The sequence below is a fragment of the Mesorhizobium sanjuanii genome (assembly GCF_002529485.1).
Classification (GTDB): Bacteria; Pseudomonadota; Alphaproteobacteria; order Rhizobiales; family Rhizobiaceae; genus Mesorhizobium; species Mesorhizobium sanjuanii.
In genome coordinates, this window is the sequence record NZ_NWQG01000200.1 from 1 (window position 1) to 21,248 (window position 21,248).

Consider the following 21,248-nt stretch of genomic DNA (forward strand, 5'->3'; position numbering starts at 1 on the left):
GTTTGAATGTCGCCCATGCGCCCATAGGCCTATGGCCGGTGGCCTGACGAGACAAGCTCGGCCTTGAGCCGTGCCGTCTCCAGTCCGATTGCGATGAAGCGGCGCGCATGGCGGGCCAGCTCCATATTGTCGGCCCACAGATTGCGCCAGATCGCAGTCTTCTTCGACAGGTTCTCGTCGACGATCTCGGACGAGAAGGATTCGAAGCTGAGGTCGTCATGATAGCCGATCGCGGTGAGCGCATCGAAGATCGCGGCAAAGTCGATGTTGCCGGTGCCGAGGAAACCGCGATGGCTCTCGCCGATGTGGACGTAGCCGATCTTCTTTGCCGCATGGCGGATGGCCAATCCGACGTCGGCCTCCTCGATGTTCATGTGGAACGTGTCGAGATGCAGGAAGATGTTGTCGGAGCCGGTGTCCTCGATGAAGGCGAGCCCTTGGGCCGCGGTGTTGAGCAGATTGCTTTCGAAGCGGTTGACGATCTCGAGGTTGAGCGTGACGCCGGCGGCCTTGGCCGTCTCCGCCACCTTTGCAAGCGTCGAGGCGCTGCGGTTCCATTGGTCGCGCGTCGGCGCCTCGCTCTGCAATCCGTGGCTGGCAGAGAGGATGCCGGCGACCTTGCTGCCGCCGAGATCGCGGGTCAGCGCGATCGTACGTTGCAGGATTTCGACGCCGTGCGCGGCAATCGTCTTGTCGGCGCTGGAAATGTCGCCATCGGCCGGCAGCCCGATGCTGATCGCCACGCCGAGATCGAGCTCGGCGATGCGCTTGGCCAGCCTGCCGATATCGACATTGGCAGGGTCGAGATAGGAAAATTCGATCAGGTCGAAGCCGGCCTCCCTGGTGTTGGCCAGCGTGCGTTCAAGATCGCCCTGCGCCGAGCTCGCCGACCAGACGAAGGAATGGATGCCAATGCGCGACATGATCGTCTCCGGTTGCGCGGGAGCATCGGACCCAAAGCGGGAACCGGTTTTGCAAATCCGATGCTAAAGAAGGTGCGGCCGGTCATTCCGGCCGCACCAGGCGTGGGAGGTTAGCGGGCCGCGGTCCAGCCCTTGTAGTCCTTGAGATTCTCGGCCGTGATCAGCTTCGGGTCGAGCAGGACGGTGGGCTCGGCCGGCTTTTTGCCGGCAAGCAGTTCAGCTGCCATCGTCAGCGACTGGCCGGCCATCACATAGGGATCCTGAGAGGCAGATGCCTTGATCATCGAGGTGCCGGAAGAGAGCTCCTTCTCGATGTCGGGTGCGCCGTCGACCGCGGTGAAAATGAACTCGGAGCGGTTGAGCTGCTTGGCCGCAAGCTGGGCGCCGATCGCCGTCGGATCGTTGATGGCAAAGACCGCATCGATCTTGTCGAAACGGGTGAGCAGCGACTGGAACACTTTCAGGCCGCCATCACGCGAGCCTTCGGCGTTCTGGTCGTCGGACAGGATCTTGATGTCGGGATGCTTGGCAAGCACGTTCTTGCAGCCCTGCACCCGCTCAAGAATCGACGACGACGCCGGGCCGTTCAGGATGACGTAGTCGCCCTTGCCGCCAGTGTGGTCGACCAGATACTGGCAGGCCTCTTCGCCGGCCTTGACGTTGTTGGTCATCACGGTGACGTCGGCGCCTGGCGCCGAAACGTCGAAGGCGGCAACCACGATGCCGGCTGCCTGCGCCTTCTTCACCGCCGGCGCGATCGCCTTGGCGTCGACGGCATTGAGCATGATCACGTCGACGCCGGCGGCGATGAAGGAATCGACCTGCGAGACCTGCTTGTTGAGGTCGTAGTCGGCCGATACCGACGTCACCTCGACATTCGGGTTGATCTTCTTGGCGGCGTCTTCGATGCCCTTGATGGTGGCGACGAAGAAGGGGTTGCCGAGCAGGCCGACGGAGATGCCGACCTTGTTCAGGTCCTTGGCCGATGCCGGCGCGATGGCGACAGCCGCGAATGCGGCGCCGCAGAGCAGTTTAGCGATGGTCTTCATTGCTTTCCTCCTGATGCCCCGCGCCTCTCACGGTGCGTTCCACATGAAACCGGGTCGTTGACGCCGGCGACTAAGGTCAATCACGTTCTTGCTCCTGCCTGGAGCCTGTAGCGGTCGAGGGCGACCGCCACGATGATGACCAATCCCTTGATGATGTACTGCCAGATGTCGGAAACGCCGGCCAAGATGAGCCCGTTCGAGAGCACCGCGATGATCAGGCCGCCGATCAATGTGCCCCAGATCGAGCCGACGCCGCCGACGAAGCTGGTGCCGCCGAGAATGACCGCGGCGATGGCGTCGAGCTCATAGGACTGCCCAAGCTGCAGCCCGTTGGCGGCATAGAGCCTGGCCGCCGACATGGCGCCGCCAAGCCCGGCCAGCAGGCCGGAAACGCCATAGACGAAGAGCAGCACCAGCGGCACCTTGATGCCGGTGAGGCGGGCGGCCTCTGCATTGCCGCCGACGGCGTAGATCCAGGTGCCGAGCACGGTGCGCTTGAGCACCAGCCAGGACAGCACGACGACCGCGAGCGCGATGACGACCAGCCAGGGAATGCCGAACAGCGAACCGTTGCCGATGAAATCGAACGGCAGGTCCGAATTGAACACCGTCGTATCCTGGCCGAGCAGGCGGGCGACGCCGCGCACGGCGGTCAGCGATCCCAGCGTGACGATGAAGGGCGGCAGCTTGATGTAGGCGACCAGCAACCCGTTGATGAGGCCGAAGCCGAGGCCGACCAGGATGGCCGCCGGCACGCCGAGCATACCCCAGTCCGGCACCAGCGATACGATGACCGCCACCATGGCGGAGGCGGCCAGGATCGAGCCGACGGACAGGTCGATGCCGCCGGTCAGGATGACGAAGGTCATGCCGGCCGCGAGCACGATGTTGATCGACGACTGCTGCGTGACGATGAGAAGGTTGGTCTCGGTCAGGAAACGCGGATTGATGAACTGGAAGCCGGCGGCCAGCAGGACCAGCACCGGCAACATGCCCAGCGCGGCGAAAGCGGTGCGCAACCGCCGGTTCCTGGCAACGGCCTTGTCGCCTGCACTGATTGTTCCGGTCGCCCTGTCGGTCATCCCTTGGCTGCTCCCGTTGCAAGTTCCATGATCTTTTCCTGGCTGAGCGGCTCGCCTTCGGATGCCGTCACCTCGCCCGATATCGCGCCGTCGCGCATCACCAGCACGCGGTCGGCGACGCCGATCACCTCCGGCAGTTCGCTGGAGATCATCAGGATGGCGATGCCCCTGTTGGCGAGATTGTCGATCAGCCGATAGATTTCCGATTTCGCTCCGACATCCACGCCACGGGTCGGCTCATCGAGGATGAGGACGCGCGGTTCGGTCTCCAGCAGGCGGGCAAGCAGCACTTTCTGCTGGTTGCCGCCCGACAGCGAACCGGCATTGGCCGCAACCGAACTGGTACGGATGGAGAGGTCGGATACGGATTTGGCGGCACGCTTTTCGGCCGCCGCGAAGTCGCGGAAGCCTGCGGCCCGCGCGTCCCTCGCGAGCACGCCCATGCTGATGTTGTCGGAGATCGACATGTCGAGGAACAGGCCGAGCTCCTTGCGGTCCTCGGTGAGATAGGCGATGCCGGCGTCAAGCGCCTCACGCGGCGAGCCGATGGCCACAGGTTTGCCGTCGAGTTCCAGCGTGCCTGATGTGTGCCGGTCGGCGCCGAAGATCAGCCGGGCAAGCTCGGTGCGACCGGAGCCGACGAGGCCGGCCAGCGCCAGCACCTCGCCCTTGTGCAGGTCGAACGAGCAGTCCTTCAGGAGCTTGCCGTCCGACATGCCGCGCACCGAAAGCGCCACCGCGCGCTTTGCGTCCGGTGGCCGGTGATCCTTCTTGTAGAAGGCGGACAGGTCGCGGCCGACCATCATCGAGACGAGGCGCGAAGCATTCAAATCGGCGCGCTCGAGCGTGCCGACATAGCCGCTGTCGCGCAGCACGCTGACGCGGTCGGCGAGTTGGTAGACTTCTTCCATGCGGTGGCTGATATAGATGATGGCGATGCCTTGCGACTTCAGTGTCGCGATCACCTCGAACAGCCGGTCGGTCTCGCGCGAGGTCAGCGACGTGGTCGGCTCGTCCATGACGATAATGCGCGCATTGGTCGACAGCGCGCGGGCGATCTCGACCAGCTGGCGCTCGCCGAGCGACAGGCTGGAGACAAGGGCGCGCGCCGAGAAGGAGACGCCAAGCCGCGTGATGATTTCCTTGGCGCGCCGGTTGCACTGGTCGCGGTCGACGACGCCGAGACGCCGGGGCTCGTTGCCGAGGAAGATGTTCTGCGCCACCGTCAGATTGGGCGCCAGCGACAGTTCCTGATAGATCACCGCAATGCCCTGGGCGCGAGCCTTGATCGGGTTGCCGGTCACGACCGGCGCGCCGTCGATCAGGATCTCGCCGCCGGAGTCGGGCCGGTAGGCGCCGGACAGGACTTTCATCAGCGTCGACTTGCCGGCGCCGTTCTCGCCCATCAGCGCATGCAGCTCGCCGGCGTGGACGGTGAGCGAAACATCCTGCAGGGCGCGGATGGCGCCAAAGGTCTTCGAGATGTGCCGCATCTCAAGCACCGGCTGGCGCGACGTCTCGGTGCGGACGGCGGCGGTCATCGTGCGCCTCCCGCTGCTGCGCCGGCGACACCTCGGTCAGTGGCGAGGCCGCGCCAGCGATCGCGGTAGCCGACGAGACCGGCGAAGCTGGAGGCGCGAACAGGCTCCGGCGCCTCGGCGGCAAATTCGCGTCCGACACTCTCAAAAGCGAGAGCCGCCGCCCCGGTGGCGCTGCCTTCCAGCGTCGCCCCTTGCATGAAGGCCTGGCCGGGACGCAGCTCAGCCAGCAGGGAGGCGAGCAGTCCGCCACTGTTCAGCCCCCCATCGACGATCACGGTGTTGTTCGAATGGATCAGGTCGAGGCAGAGGTCGATCATCAGCGCCACATAGAGCAGCGCGACGGCCGCGCGTTCCCCAGCGTCGGGCATGCGCCCGATGAGTTCGCCGGAGTGGTGAGGCATCGGCCCGCCCGGGGCGAAGCTCGGCAGGGCCATGATGCCGGCGTCGATCACCTGCTGAACCGAGGAGAGGTCGATCGCGCCTTGCCAGTCGCCGCTGATGACAGCGAATTCGCGACCCCCCATGAAGCGGATGGTCGGCACCGGGCCGCCATCGACGTCGACATTGACGAGCATGTCGCGGTCGCGATCGAGCACATCGAGCGGGCAGTCCGGATTGAGCACGACGACCCAGGTGCCGGTCGAGACCACAGTGACCGGGCCAAGCTGCTGCCTGCGGTAGGCATGGAGCGCGGCATTCGAGTCGTGGACGCCATTGTGGATGGCAATCGGCCGCGCCGCGCCGCCGAGGCGCTGCTCGCCGATGACGGCGCCGGCACGCGCGAAGGCGGGCATCCGGCTACGCCAACCCTCGGCGTCGACCAGCGAGGAGAAGTCGCCTTTGCGCGGCGCCCACAAATGTGAGTGACAGCCGAGATAGGACACTTCCGAGACCGCCCGGCCGCCGAAACGCCAGCTCCAGTATTGCGGATAGCCCAAGATCGATTTCGCGGCGGTGAAGGCGCCGGGTTCCACCGCCTGCAGCCACAGCATGTGGCGGCCATAGTTGAAGCCGAGCGGCAATTTCGGCGAGAAGGTCTCGGCAAAATCCGGAATGCGGCGATCGATCCCGGCGGCGATTTCGGCGGGCGGCTCCTGCTCGTAGTCGAGGATCGGGTGCGTCAGGCAGATATCGTCGACCAGGGCAAAGGTGCAGCCATGGCCCGACACCATCAAACCCTCCACACCGTGGTCATCGATCGCATCGCTGACGGTGCGGACCGCCCAACCGTGAAGCGACGGCTCGTCGAGCACGCTGAAGCCGCCCTTGCGCATCCAGTTCGGCCGGGTCCGGCGTTCGTCGAGGATGCGTCCGTCCTGAGCGAAGACGAACAGCTTCGAATTGGTCTTGCCGAAGTCGAGCACAGCCATCTTCACTGGATGGCCCCCGAGGTTGAGGCGATCCGGACCGTCACGCCGGCGTCCTCCAGCATACGGGCGTCGGCGTCGGCCAGGCCGTCATCGGTGACCAGCGTGCCGATGCGCGTCAGCGGCAGCGCCACGTTGCGCGCGTGGATCGACAGCTTGCGGCTGTCGGCCAGCACCACGATCTGGTCGGCGCAGAGACTGAGGTCGACGATCGAGCGGACCAGCAGCGGATGCGATTCCAGCACGCCTTCCTGGCCAAGGCCTTGCGCGCCAAGAAAGAACTTCGACGCATAGAAGGGCACGGCCTGGGTGAGCGAATGGATGATGCCTGGCTCGCGGTGCAACTCGCCGCCGGCAACCGTCAGGCCGCAATGGCCGTGGTCGCTCAAATAGGCCGCGAGCGGCATCGAGTTGGTGTAGAGCCGGATGTTGCGGTCGGCGAGCTTGACGCCGAGGTGAAAGCAGGTCGAGCCGCCATGCACGATGACCGCGTCGCCGTCGCGCACCATGGTTGCGGCGACAGCGGCGATCTGCCGCTTGGCTTCGACCGCGAGATCGCGGTTCTCGTCATAGGGCCGGGCATAGGCGACACCCGCATGCGACGCGCCGTCGAGCGCCGAGATGCCGCCATAGACCTTCCGCGCTTCGCCGGCCTCGTCGATCCTGTCGATATCGCGCCTGACCGTCGCTGCCGACACGCCGAGCCGCTCCTGCAGCTCGCGCACCGAGGCGAAAGGCCGATCCCGCAAGAGCTCGACGATCTGACGCTGGCGGCCGGAGTCGCTCAACCGTTTCCTCCTGAATGCCGTTCTGTGGCGGCTTTGATGCAACTTACTCAACATTGATCAGATTGCAAGTCGATTTGATGATGTTGGATCACTATTGACGTAACTCACTCGCATCTGCGATACCAGCACCAATAATTGTTCCGGCGACGGGACAGGCAAGCTGCGGGACACGTAGCCGGACTGTTGGAGGAAATGCGCGATGGCGACGCAAGCTGATGCGCTGGCGGATGCACGGGAACTGGCCGCTTTGCGGACGCTTTCGGCCGGCATCGGGCGTGATCCGCATTTGACCCAGGCCGCCGGCGGTAACACCTCGCTGAAGGCTGGCGACACGCTGTGGATCAAGGCGTCCGGCACCTGGCTGAGGGATGCGCTGGCCGAGGACATCATGGTGCCGGTGGCGATCCCTCCGCTGCTCAGTGCCGTCCGACAGCGCGACCCGGCCGCCGACCGGCCGCAGGGTTTCGCCATCGAGGCCCGCAACGCGCGCGGGTTGCGCCCCTCGATCGAGACAACGGTGCATGCGTTGATGCCGCAGCGTGTCGTTCTGCATGTCCACTGCGTCGACACCATTTCGCTCGCCGTGCAGGCCGATGGCGAGGCTGAGGCTGCCAGGCGTCTCGACGGCCTTGAATGGGTCTATGTCCCCTATCGCCGGCCGGGCCTGCCGCTGGCCCAGGGCATTGCCGAGCGCCTTCGGCCAGGCGTCGATGTGCTGATCCTTGGCAATCACGGGCTGGTCGTCGCGGCCGAGACGGTCACTGAGGCCGAGGCGCTGCTGCGCCGCGTCACGCAGCTTCTGGCACGGTCGCCGCGCGACGTGACGGAACCGGATATTGCGGCATTGACGGCGCTCGCCGGAAACAGTGGTTACAGATTGCCGGCCGACATCGAGGCACATGCCGTAGCGATCGATCCGGAGAGCCGCCGCATGGCATCGGGCGGCAGCCTTTATCCGGACCACGTCATATTTCTCGGCGTAGGGTCCATCGTGGCAAGGTCCGGCGAGGATGTGGCCGGTATCATCGCGCGGCTGGGCACGGCGCCTGCGGCGATTCTGTTTCCCGGCCTTGGGGTGCTGATGCGCGGCGACGCCAGCGCCGGCGCCGACGCCATGCAGCGCTGTCTGGCCGACGTGACGGCGCGGGTCGACGCCACGGCGAGGCTGAACTACCTTACCGATGCCGAGAACGACGAACTGATCAACTGGGACGCCGAGCAATATCGCCAGAAACTCAATGCCGCCGGCAGTTAGATCATGATCCCGAACCAGAGGTCAGCGCGGCAAGAAAAGTCAGCGCAGCAAGACTTGGAAACCGGTTCGGGCAAGATCATCGCCAGGCAAGAAGCGCTTGCCATCGGCATCGACATCGGCACATCGGGCGCGCGCGCCGTTGCCATGCGGCCGGATTTCTCCATTGCCGCGCATTCCGCTGTCTCGCTCGAACGATTTGGGCCGAACGGCCGCGACCCAGGCGTGTGGTGGGAGGCGGTCGCGGCGACGCTGGCGGAACTGCTCAAATCTATCGATCGCTCTGCCGTTCGCTCGATCGCCGTCGACGGCACGTCGGGCTCGCTGCTGCCGGTCGACAGCGCGGGGCAGCCGCTGGCCGAACCGCTGATGTACAACGACAAGGTCGCCGACGACGCCATCCTCGCCGCGGTCGTCCGCGCGGCACCGCAGACGAGCGCAGCACTTGGGGCGACATCCGGCCTTGCCAAGGGGCTGTCTTTCCAGCACCTGCCCGGCATCGCCACTGTGTTGCACCAGGCCGACTGGATCGCCGGACAATTCTCCGGCCGCTTCGATATCAGCGACGAAAACAATGCGCTCAAAACCGGCTACGACGTCGAGACCCGCCGGTGGCCGGACTGGATCGTGGCGACCGGCATGCGCATGGAATTGCTGCCTCGCGTCATCAGGCCGGGCGATGTCATCGGCACGATCGCCGCGAGTGCCGTCGAGATGTTCGGTCTGCCGCGCGAAGTGGTTGTTGTCGCCGGCACTACGGATGGCTGCGCCTCGTTCCTGGCGACGGGTGCGGCGGCAGTCGGCGACGGCGTCACCGCGCTGGGATCCTCGTTGACCATCAAGATCCTGTCCGACCGGCCGATCTCGGCGCCGCGGTTCGGCATCTACAGCCATCGGCTCGGCGATGCGTATCTGGCGGGCGGCGCGTCGAATTCCGGCGGCAAGGTGCTGGCCCAGCACTTTTCGCTCGCGCGCATCATCGAACTCAGCGCGGCGATCGACCCCACGACCGAGACCGGCCTCGATTACTATCCGCTGCCCGCCACAGGCGAACGCTTTCCGATCGCCGATCCGGCGCTGCCGCCACGGCTTGTGCCGCGGCCGGCGGACGACGCCGATTTTCTGAAAGCAATGCTGGAAGGTATCGCTGCGATCGAGGCGCTTGGCTACAGCAGGCTTGCGGAGCTCGGCGCGCCTCGACTGACATCGGTCAGAACCGTCGGCGGCGGTGCGGCAAATCCCGCCTGGACCGCGATCCGGCAACGCAAGCTCGGCGCCCCCTTCCTGCCCGCGCTTTCCGACGAGGCTGCGGCCGGCACGGCGCGGCTGGCGCTGATGGGCGCAGGCACAGCGGGGCTGCTGTGAAAACGACTGAACATCTCGACGGGATCGGAGCGCTGGCTGCGCTGTACGACGTTTTCCTGCTCGACCAGTTCGGTGTGCTGCATGACGGCACCAGCCCCTATCCGGGTGCGGTGGAGGCTCTGTCGGCGCTGAAACGCGCGGGCAAGACCGTCGTGCTTATCTCCAACTCCGGCAAGCGGGCCGAGCCCAACGAGCATCGCCTGCTGAAGCTCGGCTTCGAAGCGGGGAGTTGGGACCACTTCGTCTCTTCCGGCGAGGTGGCGTGGCGGTCCTTCCATGACATGGTGGCACATGGAAGCCTGCGCCCGGGCACGAAATGCCTGCTGATCAGCCGCGACGACGACCGCTCGGCGATCGAGGGCCTGCCGTTCAAACTGGCCAGGAGTGGCGACGATGCCGAACTGGTGCTGATTTCCGCCAGCGAGGGCGACCGTTACGACCTCGATCACTATCGCCGACTTCTCGCGCCGGCAGCGGCGCGGCGGGTGCCATGCTTCTGCACCAATCCCGACAAGATCATGCTGACGGCCGTAGGGCCGCGTTTCGGCGCCGGTCGGCTTGCCGATCTCTACGAAAGTCTCGGCGGCAGCGTTACCCGCATCGGCAAGCCCTATCTTCCGATTTTCACCGCCGCGCTGGCGCTGGCGGGCGATCCCGATCGCGGCACGGTGGTGTGTGTCGGAGACAGTGTCGAACACGATATCGCCGGCGGGCTTGGCGCCGGCGTGGCGACGGCGCTGGTCTTGTCTGGAATATTGGCGGACACTACCGACCTTGCCGGACTTTTCGACGGGCTGGACGCCTATCCGGATTACACCATCGATCTGTTCAGATTCCGCTGACCGTGCCGGCAATTTTCGAGGTAAACGACATAGCCAATTGAAGGAGCGGAAGATGCGGCAAGCGCTGATCGTATGGGGCGGCTGGGATGGACACGAGCCGGAACAAGGCGCGCGCGCCGTCAAGGCGATGCTTGAAGAGGAAGGGTTCGAGGTTCGCGTCGAAACCACGACCGAGGTTTTCGCCGACCCCGCGATCGCCGATCTGAACCTGATCGTGCCGATCTACACGATGTCCAAGCTGGCGAAGAACGAAGAGCTTAACCTGACGAAGGCAGTCGAGAGCGGTGTCGGTCTTGGCGGTTATCACGGCGGCATGTGCGATGCGTTTCGTGAAGCCACCGACTATCAATTCATGTGCGGCGGCCAGTGGGTCGCCCATCCCGGCAACATCATCGACTACAAGGTCGAGATCGCCAGACGCGACGATCCCATCATGCACGGCATCGACGATTTTTCGTATCGCTCCGAGCAGTATTACATGCATGTGGATCCGTCGAATGAAGTGCTGGCGACCACCACTTTCTCCGGTGAGCACGCATCCTGGATAGACGGCGTTGTCATGCCGGTGGTCTGGAAGCGCCGGCATGGCAAGGGAAGGGTTTTCTACTCGTCGCTCGGGCATGCCGCCAAGGAGTTCGCGGTGCCGCAGATGCAGACGATATTTCGTCGCGGCCTGGTCTGGGCGGCGCGTTGAGGGCGGCGATCGCAAAACAACAATCAGGCCAGAATTTTCAGCACCGCCTGGGTGCGGTTCTTAACCTGCAGCTTCTCGAAAATGTTCTTGGCGTGGGATTTCACGGTGTTGAGATTGATATCGAGCCTCGTGCCGATCTCGCGGTTCGACAGGCCTTGCCGCATCAGTTCGAGCACGTCGTGTTCTCTGGGCGTCAGCAGGAGAGGTTCAGATTGCTGGCGCTCGGCGCGGGCCGCAGCCGAGGCGGTCCCTTTCTGGCCGGCGCAATCGGAAACAGCCGGCTGCCAATAGACGAGATCAGCCAGGCTTTGCTGCAATCCCGCCCTTCTTGCCTGGGCGGCCAGCGCCGCGCGATGGTCCTCGGCAGGCGAAATCCCGGACTGTTCCTGGAACTTGACCTGCAACAGCTCGATGAGGATGGCGCAAGCGTGCCGGTTCTGGGCACGGGCCTGGGCGCTGCCTTCGGCGAGCCGCGCACCCGCCTCGGCTGTCTGACCGCGCGCGGCTAATGCTCGTGCTTCAACGATCAGATGGCTTTCCCATATCTGCCATATCGAGGCGGGAAAGCGGGCGCGCGCCTCGTCGAGCTGCGTGCCGAACCGCTCCATCTCGCGGATGCCGTCGGCGCTGCGTCCCTGGCGGAAGGCCCGGTCGGCGCGCTCCAGCGCCAGCTGGAACTCCAGCCTGAAATCCTCCGCCTCATAGGCACGACGGCTGGCGCGCACGAACAGGGCGTCTGCGGCCTCGACCCGGCCGGTGGCGTCGTAGAGACGCGACAGGCCAATGGTCGCGATCAGGACCCGCTCGCAAAGGCCGAAGACATCGACGGTCTTTTCCGGCGGCATCGCCCGCATCCAGAGTTTTTCGGCGCGCTCGAAATCGCCCTTCTCATAGGCGATCATGCCAAGCAGCGCCGAGGGCAGGGCGACCATGTAGGACTGTTCGGAAAAAAAGCTCTCTCCATTGGCGAGCGCATCGACGAGCACCGACTCGGCTTCGCCCGGCAGTCCGCGCGCCATGTAGGCCATTGCCGCGATGCAGCGCGAGTGGATGCCGCCCCAATGGCAGGCGATATCGTCATAGACGCTGCTGGCCTTCCATGTCAGCCGTTCGGCAGCCTCCAGTGCGCCTTCATGAAAGGCAAGATAGCTGTGGATCGAATCGAGATCGACTTGTCCGAAGGCGAGATGGTCGAGTTCGCGTTCGCCGATGGCGTCGATATGCGACCGGCAAGCGGCAAGATCGCCGCCATAGGCACCGATCAGCGCCCGCATCAGATGCAGGCGGCCGCTAAGATCGAGGCCGGTTTCGCGCAGGATCGCCGCGCATTCGCCGTCGGGATTAGCCGCGCTGATCTCGATGGTGGCGAGCGTCTGCTCGGCCTGAGGAAAACGGCGGCCATTGATGTGGCGCCAGACGAGCAGGAACATCAGCAGCGGCCGCGCTTCGCGTGCCTCACGCGGCAATTGCTGCATCCAGCGAAAATACAGCTCGAAGCGTCCATGGCTGAGATAGTCATAGACGCAGTAACGCTCGATCAGTTCGGCCGCCCATTTCGACTGGTGGGCGAGGAAAGCATGCCGAACCGCCTCGACCGGGCTGCCCGAGCCGATGAACCAGTGCGCGGCCTTGCGGTGCAGTTCGTCGATCCGCGCATCGCCCTTGGCGAGCAGCCGCGTGTAGAGGAATTCCTGGAACAGATGGTGATATCTGTACCAGCGCTGCTGTCCCGGCAATGCGACGATGAAGAGCTGCGCTTCCTCGAGATGTTCGAGAATGCCAGCCGAATCCGTGCGCCCGGTCAGCATGTCGCACAATTCGCCGCTGAGCGTCTCGAGGATGCAGGTTTCAACCAGGAAATCGATGATGTGTTCGGGCAATCCGGAAAGGACCTCTTCCAGGAAATAGTCGGCAAAGGCGCGATGGCTTCCGGGCGGCGCCGATGCCATCATGTTGCGGTCGCCGTCGCGGCCCAGTACGAGCGAAGCCAGCCTCAGGCCCGCTGCCCAGCCCTCCGTATGCTGACGCATGATGCGGCTTTCGTCCGGCGAGAGTTCGACGCCACGCGCGGCGCGGAAGAAGTCGACGGTTTCGTCGGCGCTGAACTGAAGCTGGTCGACGCTGATCTCGATCATCTCGCCATGCGCGCGGTAGCGGCCGAGCGCCAGCGAGGGCCGGGTGCGGCTGGCCAGCACGATGCCGAACTGCGGAAACTCGGCGTCCAGCAGCGCGATGATGGTGGTGGATGCATCATTCTCATCGGCAAGGTGATAGTCGTCGATGAACAGGACGACCGGCCCTTGCGCCGTCGCCTCCTCGACAAGGCTCAGAAGCCGCGCCACTGCTTCGTCCCTGTTCATGGGAAGGCCGCGCGCGCTCTGCCCCTTGGCCGCTCCGCTCATCACCAGCGTCAGATAGTCGGCAAGGCCGAGCGGATCCCTCTCGTCATCGCTAACTGAATACCACGCGGTCGTGGTACCCTCGTTCTTCAACGCGCTGTACCATTGCGACAGAAGCGTGGTCTTGCCCGAACCGGCCGGCGCATGGACCAGTGTCAGCCGGTAGCGGGTGAGAAGACCGGCGATCCTGTTCAGGCGCGGGCGGCCGACGACATCGAGCGGAATGCGCGGCGGGATGATGCGCCGGTTGGCGAGAAAGGGGCGGGCGGGTGAGCGCAGGTCCGACTTCATGGCGCCTTGTCTAGGGTTTCTCGATACCCTATATCACCCTTTCGGGTGAGTTGAACTTTTTCTTCAATCCCACCCTTCGGCATCATGCCGGCAGACCGGACGCCGGCTAGGTTTTTTGCATCTAGGCTGCAATGGAACCATGCCCCGTGAAATTGAATGAATATTCGAACTTAGACGCAACCGGGCTGGCTGCCTTGGTGGCCGACGGTGCCGTCACACCACGCGAGCTTCTCGAAACCGCGCTCGATGCTGTAAATGCCGTCAATGGTCCTCTAAATGCGGTGGTCGCGACGTTCGCCGACGAGGCCTTGCGGCGCATTGAGGCCGGCCTGCCCGAGGGACCGTTCACCGGCGTCCCTTTCATGCTCAAGGATCTTACCGCCCATTATGGCGGGCAGCCGACCGGATCGGGCTGGCCGCCACGCCTTGGCTACAAGGCCGCGCGCGACAGCGAACTCGTCCGTCGCTTCAAGCAGGCCGGCCTGGTCATCTTCGCCAAGACCGCCGTTCCCGAACTCGCCATGGACTGGACGACCCGCTCGACCGCGCATGGCGTCACGTCGAACCCGTGGAACCCGGGCCATACGGCGGGAACGTCGAGCGGCGGCACGGCAGCCGCTGTCGCGTCCCGCATGGTCCCCATGGGGCATGGCAATGACGGCGGCGGTTCGATCCGCGTGCCGGCTTCCTGTTGCGCCTGTTTCGGGCTGAAGCCGACGCGCGGCCGCAATCCGGTCGCGCCGGCCGGCGATACATGGCAGGGGATGCTGGTTGAGCATGCCCTTACCCGTTCGGTGCGCGACAGCGCCGCCTTGCTCGACGCCACGGCGGGGATCCATCCCGGCCAGTTCTTCAACAACCCGCCCGGCGCCAACTTCGCGGCGGAGGTCGGCCGCGATCCAGGGCGGCTCAGAATAGCGGTCTCGACCAAGGCGCCTTATGGGGCGCCCACTCACTCCGATTGCAAGAAGGCGGTCGCCGAGACGGTCAAGCTGCTCGAAAGCCTCGGCCACGTCTGCGAAGAACGAGACGTCGTGCTGCCCGCTAACGGGTGGGAGGCCTTCGAGACCTTCATTCTCGCCGAATACGCCGCCGACATGCGGGCCGAGGAAAGCGTGCTCGGTCGCAAGCTGACGCAAGCGGATTTCCCGGCGATGCTGTGGGAGATGATCGAGGCGGGAAACCGCATTTCGGCCGTGGACCTCAACATGGCCATAGCCGGTTTGCACAAGGTGGCCGAAGCGGTAACGTCGGTGTTTTCCGATTACGACGTCTTCCTGTCGCCGACGCTGGCACAGCCGCCCTTGCCGCATGGCGCCTTTCCAGTTTCCGCCGACATGCGCGGCCATTACGAGTTCTATCTGTCCTGGATGCCCTACACCCACGTCTTCAACGTCAACGGCTCGCCCGCCGCCTCCCTGCCGCTCCATTGGAACGAGGCGGGGCTGCCGATCGGCATACAGCTGGCGACGGCGCCGGCAGGCGAGGCGCTGCTGTTGCGGCTTGCGGGCCAGTTGGAGCAGGCGCAGCCATGGGCCGGTAAGCGTCCCGGCATATGCATCGACTAAACAAGAAAAGGGGAACCATGATGAGTGCGAACATGATGTTGCGAACCATGCTTTCAAGACCAGCGATCCGGCGACCGCTGGCGGCCGTCCTCGTAGCGGCGACTGCCATCGCTGCGCTGCCGGCGGCGGCCGCGAACCTCACGGTGGCGCGGTCGGTCGACGCCGACAGCCTCGATCCGCAAAAGACCGGCACCACGCAGTCGCTGCAGATCACCAATTTGATCTTCGATACGCTTCTGACGATGGACAAGGACGGATCGGTGCATCCCGGCCTCGCCGACAAATGGACGGTCTCGGATGACGGCAAGACCTATGCCTTCACCATTCGCGACGGGGTGAAGTGCCACGACGGCAGCAATTTCGATGCGGCCGCCGTCAAGTTCAACGTCGACCGGGCCGTGGATCCGGCCACCGTCAATCCCAATGCCTCGGCGTGGGGACCGGTCAGCGGCACGTCGGTCGACGGCAATGTGGTCACCGTCAAGCTCTCGGAGCCCTATGGCCCGTTCACCTCGTTCCTGACCAACATTCAGTCCAGTCTGATCTGCCCATCTTCCGTGTCTGGCGCCGAGTTCAAGCCGATCGGCACCGGACCGTTCAAGTTCGTGAGTTGGACACGCAATGACAGTATCCAGCTCGAAGCCAATGGCGACTACAGGAACGTCAATCCGCTGATCCAGAATCCGGGCAAGCCCTATATCGACAAACTGACGCTGAAGGTGATCCCTGAGGCTGTCGCCCGTATGGCGGCGTTGCGGTCGGGCGAAGTCGACATGGCCGAGCCGTCGCTCGAGGAAGCCGGAGACCTGAAGTCCGATGCCGGCTTCAAGGTCTATGCGGCCGACCTTTCCGGCCAGCAGATGGTGGCCGCCTTCACCTGGAAGATCAAGCCGCTCGACAATCCCGACATCCGCAAGGCCATCGGCATGGCGATGAACCGTGACGCCTATGCCAACATCGCCTTCGAGGGACTGGTCGGAACCGGCAATTGCCCGGTCGCCCCCAACCTCTTCGCCACCGATGAGGCCTTGTGCGCGAGTTGGGGCGTCAAATACGACCCGGACGCGGCAAAGGCGTTGATGGTCAAGGCCGGCTACGGACCCGATCACCCGTTGAAGGTCAAGCTTCTCGTGCACAAGCTGCCGGGCTGGGACCAGATGCACCAGATCATGCAGCAAGATCTCGCCGTAATCGGCGTCGATGCCGAGATCGAGACCCGCGAGGTCGCCGCCTTCTTCGACTACATGAAGGGCGTGAACGAGAAGACCGACGGCGAGCCGGCCGTATGGACGATGGGCATGTCGGGTGTCGATCCTGACTATCTCTACTTCCTGTGGAAGCAGCCCGGCTTCGTCAATATGGGCCTCAATGCCGACCTTGACGCGATGCTGGAACAACAGCGTCAGCTCTCCGGCGATGCGCGCGCAGCCAAGATCCACGACATCGAGAAATATCTCATGGAGAACGCCTATGCGATCCCGCTGCTGTCGCCCGGCTGGGGCTGGCTGATGGCGTCCAGCGCCAAGATTGACGGTTTCAAGATGGGCTATATGGTGTCGCTCCTGTTCAACGACGTCAAAGTCGCAGAGTGACGATTCCCAGGCCTTTCCGCCGCCCGGTCAAGGGCGGCGGAAGGCTATAGCGACGAAGGGTGGATATCGCCACGACATGATCAGGCTGATCGCGAAACGATTGACGGCCGCCTTCGCCACGGTGCTGGCCGTGATCCTGTTGTCGGGCGTGCTCGTGCATGTGGTGCCGGGAGATCCGGTGACGGCGATGATGGCGCAGTCCGTCACCGCGACGCCTGAGGCCATGGACGAGATGCGCTCGCGTCTCGGCCTCGACCTGCCGGTGTGGATGCAGGTCGGCCGCTATGCGCTCAACGCGCTCTCGGGCGATCTTGGCACGACCATTCGCGGCAACGAGCCAGTCGCCCGCCTGCTTCTCGAACGCCTGCCGAATACCTTCATGCTGGCGGTCGCAGGCCTCGGCATAGCCCTTCTTCTTGGCATTCCGCTCGGCTTCATCGCCGCCGTCAATCGCGGCACGGCCGCTGACGCCGCCGTGATGATCGTCGCCGTGCTCGGCGTGTCGATCCCCGGCTTCTGGCTTGGCCTGGTGCTGATCCAGGTCTTTTCGCTGCATCTGCGATGGCTGCCGGTCGCTGGAACGGATTTTCGCAATCTCATCCTGCCGGCGTTCACGCTGGGTCTCACCTATTGCGCGCTGGTCGCCCGCATGACGCGCTCGGCGCTGGTCGAGATACTTGCCGAGGACTACATCCGCACCGCCCGTGCCCGTGGCCTGCGCGAACATCAGGTGTTGATCGTGCATGCGCTGCGGCCGGCGCTGATCAGCATCGTCACCGTCGTCGGCCTGGTTTTCGCCTATCTGATGGGCGGGCAGGTCATCGTCGAGAACGTCTTTTCGTGGAACGGCATCGGCCGCCTCGCCGTGCAGGCCATGCTGCAGCGCGACTATCCGATGATCCAGGGCTTCATCGTGATCTTCGCCACATCGGTGGTCGTCGTCTCGATGAGCCTCGACATCCTTTACGGCATCCTCGATCCCAGAATGAGGCAGAGGTGAGCGTCGTTCTGGAGGCGAAGAGAAAGCGGCGGGGCTGGCGTGTTCCCTGGAACGTCGCGCTGGGGCTTGGCCTTGCGGCTATCGTACTTGCTGCGGCGCTGCTTTCCTCCTGGATCGCCCCCTTCGACCCGACGCGGATGGCGGTTGGCCCGCGCCTTGCCGGACCAAGCGCAAAGTTCCTGTTCGGCACCGACGAGTTCGGCCGCGATCTCTTCAGCCGCGTGCTCACCGGCGCGCGCCTGTCGCTCGGCATCGGCTTTTGCGCCGTGGTGAGCGGCCTTGCTGTCGGCGGCCTCGTCGGTCTTGTCGCCGCTTTCGCCGGCAGGCTGATCGAGGCGGTGCTGCTGCGCGTCATCGACGTGCTCTATTCCTTTCCCGATACGCTAATCGCCCTGGCGCTTGTCGCCTTTCTCGGTCCGGGCATCGTCAACGCCACGATTGCCATCGCCATCAGCCTGGTTCCGTTCTATGCCCGCGTCGCCTATGGGTTGGCGGCGGCGGAGCGGGCCAAGCCCTATATCGAGGCCGCAAGACTTGCCGGCATCAACTCCGGGCGGCTGGTGCGGGTGCATGTGATGCCGAATATCGGCCAAAGCCTGATCGTCATGGCGACGCTCGGCTTTTCCTCGGCGATCCTGTCGGCTGCCGGGCTGTCTTTCCTCGGACTTGGCGTGCAGCCGCCGTCGCCGGAATGGGGCGCCATCCTGGCTTCAGGCCGCAACTACATCACCAAGGCACCATGGATCCTGATCTTTCCCGGCCTGGCGATCTGCCTCACCGTGCTGTCGTTCAACTTGATTGGAGACAGCCTGCGCGACCTGGCCGATCCGCGCCGCAAGAGGACGTCGTGACGGCCTTTCTTTCGGTTGAGAATCTCAGCGTCCGCTTCGAGACGAAGGACGGACCGTTCCTGGCAGTGGACGATGTCAGCTTAGAGTTGGCGCGCGGCGAGATCCTGGCGCTGGTCGGGGAATCCGGCAGCGGCAAGAGCATGACGTCGCTGGCAATGATGCGGCTTTTGCCGGAGACGGCGACCGCCACTGGCGACATCCTTATTGACGGCGTGGACGTGCTCGCGCTCGGTCGCCGCGCCATGGAAGACGTGCGCGGCGCGCGTGTCGGCATGATCTTTCAGGAGCCAATGACGTCGCTCAATCCAGTGCTGACCATCGCCCGTCAGATGACCGAGGGGCTCGTCCGCCATCGCCGCATCTCGCGGGGCGAAGCGGCGGTCCGGGCGCTTGCCACGCTCACCGATGTCGGCATTCCTGAACCGGACCGGGTGATGCGGCAGTATCCACACCAGCTATCCGGCGGCATGCGCCAGCGGGTCATGATCGCGGCGGCACTGACGCTCGATCCCGGCGTGCTGATCGCCGATGAGCCAACGACAGCCCTGGATGTCACCGTGCAGGCGCAGGTGCTCGATCTCTTGGTGGACCTCAAGAACCGGCTCGGCTCAGGCATCCTGCTCATCACCCACGATATCGGCGTGGTCGCGGAAACCGCCGATCGTGTCGCCGTGATGCGGGCGGGCCGGATCGTCGAGACGGGCAATGTCGAGGCCGTGCTTTCGGCGCCGCAACATCCCTATACCAAGGGACTTCTCGCCTCGCATCTGACGCTCGACCGGGTCATGACCAAACGCGGGTCCCGCCCGCCTCGCCTCACAGAAAAGGCCGGCGCTGTATGAACGATGCTCCGGTCATGGTTCTGGACACGATCCGGCGCGTATTCACCTCGGGCGGACGGCTGGTCAATGCGGTAAACGGCGTGTCGCTGACGCTGTCGCGCGGTGAAACGCTTGGCGTCGTTGGCGAAAGCGGCTCGGGCAAGACGACGCTCGGGCGGATCGCCGTCGGCCTCGATCGCCCGAGTTCCGGCCGCATCTCCGTCATGGGCTCCGATATCACCGACGTTTCGCCCAGGCAGCGGCGCCGGCATTTCCGCCCCTGCCAGATGATCTTCCAAGATCCCTATTCCTCGCTCAATCCGCGGCTGACGGTGGCGCGGCAGATCGGCGAGGCGCTTTACGCGCAAGGCGTCGACGACTGGCAGGCCATTCGTGCGCGTGTCGCCCAATTGTTCGACCAAGTCGGCCTGAGGCCGGACCAGCTTGACCGCTATCCGCACGAATTCTCAGGCGGTCAGCGCCAGCGCATCGCCATCGCCCGGGCACTCGCGCCAAGGCCGGCCGTAGTGGTGGCCGACGAGCCGGTGTCGGCACTCGATGTCACGATACAGGCGCAGATCCTCGATCTTCTCGTCGACATCCAGGAGAGCGAAGGGCTTTCCTATCTATTCATTTCGCACGACATCGCCGTCGTCGCCCATATCAGCGAGAGGATCGCCGTCATGCATCGCGGCAGGGTCGTCGAGTTCGGCCCGACCGGCGAGATCGTCGCCGATCCGCGGCATCCCTATACGAAAAGCCTGCTCGACGCCGTCCCGCGCCTGGGGCGAAGGCGCAATGGCAAACGCAGCCAGCCGGAGCTGTTTCCGAGCCACACGGATGATGATCTTTTCGCCATGGTATCGGCCGAGCACGGCGTGCTCGGCACGGGATCTTGAGGGGAACGAATGCTCCTGTGCTTTGGCACACTCTGATGCGCCGGGTAGGGCGAGCAAGGAAGGTCTGGTACTTCCGTCCGAGCGACTTAGTTTAGCGCTGGTCCAAATCTGCTTCATTGGAGGCTATTGATCCTGCATGCGTGATTTTCAATTCCCCGGACGGTCGCCGGTTCGCGCGACGCAAGCCATGGCCGCCACATCGCACCCGCTGGCGACGCTGGCGGCTGTCGACATGCTGCGGTCGGGCGGCAACGCAATGGACGCGGCGGTTTGCGCGGCGGCGGTGCAGGCAGTTGTCGAGTCGCAATCAACATGATCGATTTCGGCATGGATCCTCAGGAGGCGCTGGATGCGCAGAGGGTGTTTTATAAACAGGACGCTGTGGAGGCCGAGCGTGGCATCCCGGCTCGCACTCTCGCCGGCCTGCGCGAACGAGGCCACCATGTGTCGATCGCCGCCGAGCCGCATGGCGGCGGCCAATTGGTGCTGATCGATTGGGACAAGGGCACGCTCACCGGCGCGTCCGATCCCCGCAAGGACGGTTGCGCGCTGGGTTATTGACGGCGACATGCATTAGCCGGCATCCCTGTTCGTCAGGGCGATGTGGCAGCAGCCAGAGCCGTGATCCCGTCCAGGTGACGTTGTCGAAGCGTATGCCGGTCGCCTCGAACAGGCCGCGGTCGAAGGCGCCGGCGATGCGGCAAAGCGTGGCGAGCTTGTCTTGGCCAACGCCGGCCTCGATCCAGGCGTCCTTTAGCGGGCAGCGTTTCACCTTGAAGGCGATGCGGTCGGCGCTGCGTTCGACGTCGGCCGGATACATGCGGCCGCCATCCGGGCTGACGGTCAGGGACGTCTCGCCGATTGCCGGCGCATCATTGGGGCCGAAACCGGCGAAGGCCGCCGCCGCCACCTACTTGCCACGCT

Annotated in this window: 19 protein-coding genes and 1 pseudogene; 12 read left to right on the plus strand and 8 right to left on the minus strand. The window is 64.6% G+C overall.

Annotation, left to right across the window (positions count from 1 at the left end; translation table 11 throughout):
• Positions 1 to 29: 29 nt before the first annotated feature.
• From CN311_RS26015 to CN311_RS26040, 6 genes are all read right to left on the minus strand, one after another.
• A complete protein-coding gene (locus CN311_RS26015; protein ID WP_097576525.1) occupies positions 30 to 923 on the minus strand; it encodes a sugar phosphate isomerase/epimerase family protein in 894 nt (297 codons plus the stop codon).
• Positions 924 to 1,033: 110 nt separating this feature from the next.
• Positions 1,034 to 1,972: an ABC transporter substrate-binding protein gene (locus CN311_RS26020; protein WP_097576526.1), complete on the minus strand. Its 939-nt coding sequence runs from the start codon at positions 1,970 to 1,972 to the stop codon at positions 1,034 to 1,036.
• A gap of 80 nt (positions 1,973 to 2,052) precedes the next feature.
• Positions 2,053 to 3,054, minus strand: a complete 1,002-nt coding sequence (locus CN311_RS26025; RefSeq protein ID WP_097576527.1) for an ABC transporter permease subunit — start codon at positions 3,052 to 3,054, stop codon at positions 2,053 to 2,055.
• The gene (locus CN311_RS26030) at positions 3,051 to 4,595 is read right to left on the minus strand and encodes a sugar ABC transporter ATP-binding protein (RefSeq protein ID WP_097576528.1); all 1,545 of its coding nucleotides are present in this window, start codon (positions 4,593 to 4,595) and stop codon (positions 3,051 to 3,053) included. The genes CN311_RS26025 and CN311_RS26030 overlap by 4 nt, the downstream gene beginning before the upstream one ends.
• On the minus strand, positions 4,592 to 5,971 hold the full coding sequence (locus tag CN311_RS26035; protein ID WP_097576529.1) for an FGGY-family carbohydrate kinase: 1,380 nt from the start codon (positions 5,969 to 5,971) through the stop codon (positions 4,592 to 4,594). Before CN311_RS26035 ends, CN311_RS26030 begins: the two co-directional genes overlap by 4 nt.
• The gene (locus tag CN311_RS26040) at positions 5,968 to 6,750 is read right to left on the minus strand and encodes a DeoR/GlpR family DNA-binding transcription regulator (RefSeq protein WP_097576530.1); all 783 of its coding nucleotides are present in this window, start codon (positions 6,748 to 6,750) and stop codon (positions 5,968 to 5,970) included. The genes CN311_RS26035 and CN311_RS26040 overlap by 4 nt, the downstream gene beginning before the upstream one ends.
• Before the next feature lie 199 nt (positions 6,751 to 6,949).
• Between CN311_RS26040 and CN311_RS26045 the strand changes: the two genes are divergently transcribed.
• The 4 genes from CN311_RS26045 to CN311_RS26060 all read left to right on the plus strand — a co-directional run bounded on the left by CN311_RS26045 (position 6,950) and on the right by CN311_RS26060 (position 10,903).
• Positions 6,950 to 8,005, plus strand: coding sequence for a class II aldolase/adducin family protein (locus CN311_RS26045; RefSeq protein WP_097576531.1), 1,056 nt, complete (start codon positions 6,950 to 6,952; stop codon positions 8,003 to 8,005).
• A 144-nt stretch (positions 8,006 to 8,149) separates the two neighbouring features.
• Complete coding sequence (locus CN311_RS26050; protein ID WP_245440957.1) at positions 8,150 to 9,367, plus strand: FGGY-family carbohydrate kinase; 1,218 nt, start codon at positions 8,150 to 8,152, stop codon at positions 9,365 to 9,367.
• The gene (locus CN311_RS26055; RefSeq protein WP_097576532.1) at positions 9,364 to 10,209 is read left to right on the plus strand and encodes a TIGR01459 family HAD-type hydrolase; all 846 of its coding nucleotides are present in this window, start codon (positions 9,364 to 9,366) and stop codon (positions 10,207 to 10,209) included. The genes CN311_RS26050 and CN311_RS26055 overlap by 4 nt, the downstream gene beginning before the upstream one ends.
• A 52-nt stretch (positions 10,210 to 10,261) precedes the next feature.
• Entirely contained in the window at positions 10,262 to 10,903 is a 642-nt protein-coding gene (locus tag CN311_RS26060; protein WP_097576542.1) for a ThuA domain-containing protein, read from the plus strand.
• Positions 10,904 to 10,926: 23 nt separating this feature from the next.
• Here the strand turns inward: CN311_RS26060 and CN311_RS26065 are convergent, their stop codons facing one another.
• Positions 10,927 to 13,593 (minus strand): winged helix-turn-helix domain-containing protein, encoded by a 2,667-nt coding sequence (locus CN311_RS26065; protein WP_097576533.1) that lies wholly within the window; start codon positions 13,591 to 13,593, stop codon positions 10,927 to 10,929.
• Positions 13,594 to 13,739: 146 nt separating this feature from the next.
• On the opposite strand from CN311_RS26065, the gene CN311_RS26070 reads away from it, so the two are divergent.
• The 8 genes and pseudogenes from CN311_RS26070 to CN311_RS26100 all read left to right on the plus strand — a co-directional run bounded on the left by CN311_RS26070 (position 13,740) and on the right by CN311_RS26100 (position 20,885).
• Positions 13,740 to 15,161 (plus strand): amidase, encoded by a 1,422-nt coding sequence (locus tag CN311_RS26070; RefSeq protein ID WP_097576534.1) that lies wholly within the window; start codon positions 13,740 to 13,742, stop codon positions 15,159 to 15,161.
• Positions 15,162 to 15,208: 47 nt separating this feature from the next.
• Positions 15,209 to 16,753 carry an ABC transporter substrate-binding protein gene (locus CN311_RS26075; protein ID WP_097576543.1) on the plus strand — a complete coding sequence of 515 codons (1,545 nt, stop codon included), beginning with the start codon at positions 15,209 to 15,211 and terminating at the stop codon, positions 16,751 to 16,753.
• 76 nt (positions 16,754 to 16,829) lie between these two features.
• A complete protein-coding gene (locus CN311_RS26080; RefSeq protein WP_097576535.1) occupies positions 16,830 to 17,753 on the plus strand; it encodes an ABC transporter permease in 924 nt (307 codons plus the stop codon).
• A complete protein-coding gene (locus CN311_RS26085) occupies positions 17,750 to 18,604 on the plus strand; it encodes an ABC transporter permease (protein WP_245440953.1) in 855 nt (284 codons plus the stop codon). Before CN311_RS26080 ends, CN311_RS26085 begins: the two co-directional genes overlap by 4 nt.
• Positions 18,601 to 19,446: an ABC transporter ATP-binding protein gene (locus CN311_RS26090; protein WP_245440954.1), complete on the plus strand. Its 846-nt coding sequence runs from the start codon at positions 18,601 to 18,603 to the stop codon at positions 19,444 to 19,446. Before CN311_RS26085 ends, CN311_RS26090 begins: the two co-directional genes overlap by 4 nt.
• The gene (locus CN311_RS26095) at positions 19,443 to 20,324 is read left to right on the plus strand and encodes an ATP-binding cassette domain-containing protein (RefSeq protein ID WP_097576536.1); all 882 of its coding nucleotides are present in this window, start codon (positions 19,443 to 19,445) and stop codon (positions 20,322 to 20,324) included. The genes CN311_RS26090 and CN311_RS26095 overlap by 4 nt, the downstream gene beginning before the upstream one ends.
• A gap of 136 nt (positions 20,325 to 20,460) precedes the next feature.
• Positions 20,461 to 20,637, plus strand: a pseudogene (locus tag CN311_RS32080) (gamma-glutamyltransferase); the annotation flags it as partial.
• Complete coding sequence (locus tag CN311_RS26100; RefSeq protein ID WP_245440955.1) at positions 20,637 to 20,885, plus strand: gamma-glutamyltransferase; 249 nt, start codon at positions 20,637 to 20,639, stop codon at positions 20,883 to 20,885. The pseudogene CN311_RS32080 and the gene CN311_RS26100, both read left to right, overlap by 1 nt.
• On the opposite strand, the gene CN311_RS26105 is transcribed toward CN311_RS26100, so the two are convergent.
• Positions 20,836 to 21,234, minus strand: coding sequence for an L-2-amino-thiazoline-4-carboxylic acid hydrolase (locus CN311_RS26105; RefSeq protein WP_245440956.1), 399 nt, complete (start codon positions 21,232 to 21,234; stop codon positions 20,836 to 20,838). The two genes, CN311_RS26100 and CN311_RS26105, sit on opposite strands and share 50 nt — an antisense overlap.
• Between the last annotated feature and the right edge of the window lie 14 nt (positions 21,235 to 21,248).

What these genes read in the sequence shown, in the direction of transcription:
- CN311_RS26015 (WP_097576525.1), bottom strand. Translation starts at nt 923, where the DNA reads ATGTCGCGCATTGGCATCCATTCCTTCGTCTGGTCGGCGAGCTCGGCG.
- CN311_RS26020 (WP_097576526.1), bottom strand. Translation starts at nt 1,972, where the DNA reads ATGAAGACCATCGCTAAACTGCTCTGCGGCGCCGCATTCGCGGCTGTC.
- CN311_RS26025 (WP_097576527.1), bottom strand. Translation starts at nt 3,054, where the DNA reads ATGACCGACAGGGCGACCGGAACAATCAGTGCAGGCGACAAGGCCGTT.
- CN311_RS26030 (WP_097576528.1), bottom strand. Translation starts at nt 4,595, where the DNA reads ATGACCGCCGCCGTCCGCACCGAGACGTCGCGCCAGCCGGTGCTTGAG.
- CN311_RS26045 (WP_097576531.1), top strand. Translation starts at nt 6,950, where the DNA reads ATGGCGACGCAAGCTGATGCGCTGGCGGATGCACGGGAACTGGCCGCT.
- CN311_RS26050 (WP_245440957.1), top strand. Translation starts at nt 8,150, where the DNA reads ATGCGGCCGGATTTCTCCATTGCCGCGCATTCCGCTGTCTCGCTCGAA.
- CN311_RS26060 (WP_097576542.1), top strand. Translation starts at nt 10,262, where the DNA reads ATGCGGCAAGCGCTGATCGTATGGGGCGGCTGGGATGGACACGAGCCG.
- CN311_RS26065 (WP_097576533.1), bottom strand. Translation starts at nt 13,593, where the DNA reads ATGAAGTCGGACCTGCGCTCACCCGCCCGCCCCTTTCTCGCCAACCGG.
- CN311_RS26075 (WP_097576543.1), top strand. Translation starts at nt 15,209, where the DNA reads ATGCTTTCAAGACCAGCGATCCGGCGACCGCTGGCGGCCGTCCTCGTA.
- CN311_RS26080 (WP_097576535.1), top strand. Translation starts at nt 16,830, where the DNA reads ATGATCAGGCTGATCGCGAAACGATTGACGGCCGCCTTCGCCACGGTG.
- CN311_RS26095 (WP_097576536.1), top strand. Translation starts at nt 19,443, where the DNA reads ATGAACGATGCTCCGGTCATGGTTCTGGACACGATCCGGCGCGTATTC.
- CN311_RS26100 (WP_245440955.1), top strand. Translation starts at nt 20,637, where the DNA reads ATGATCGATTTCGGCATGGATCCTCAGGAGGCGCTGGATGCGCAGAGG.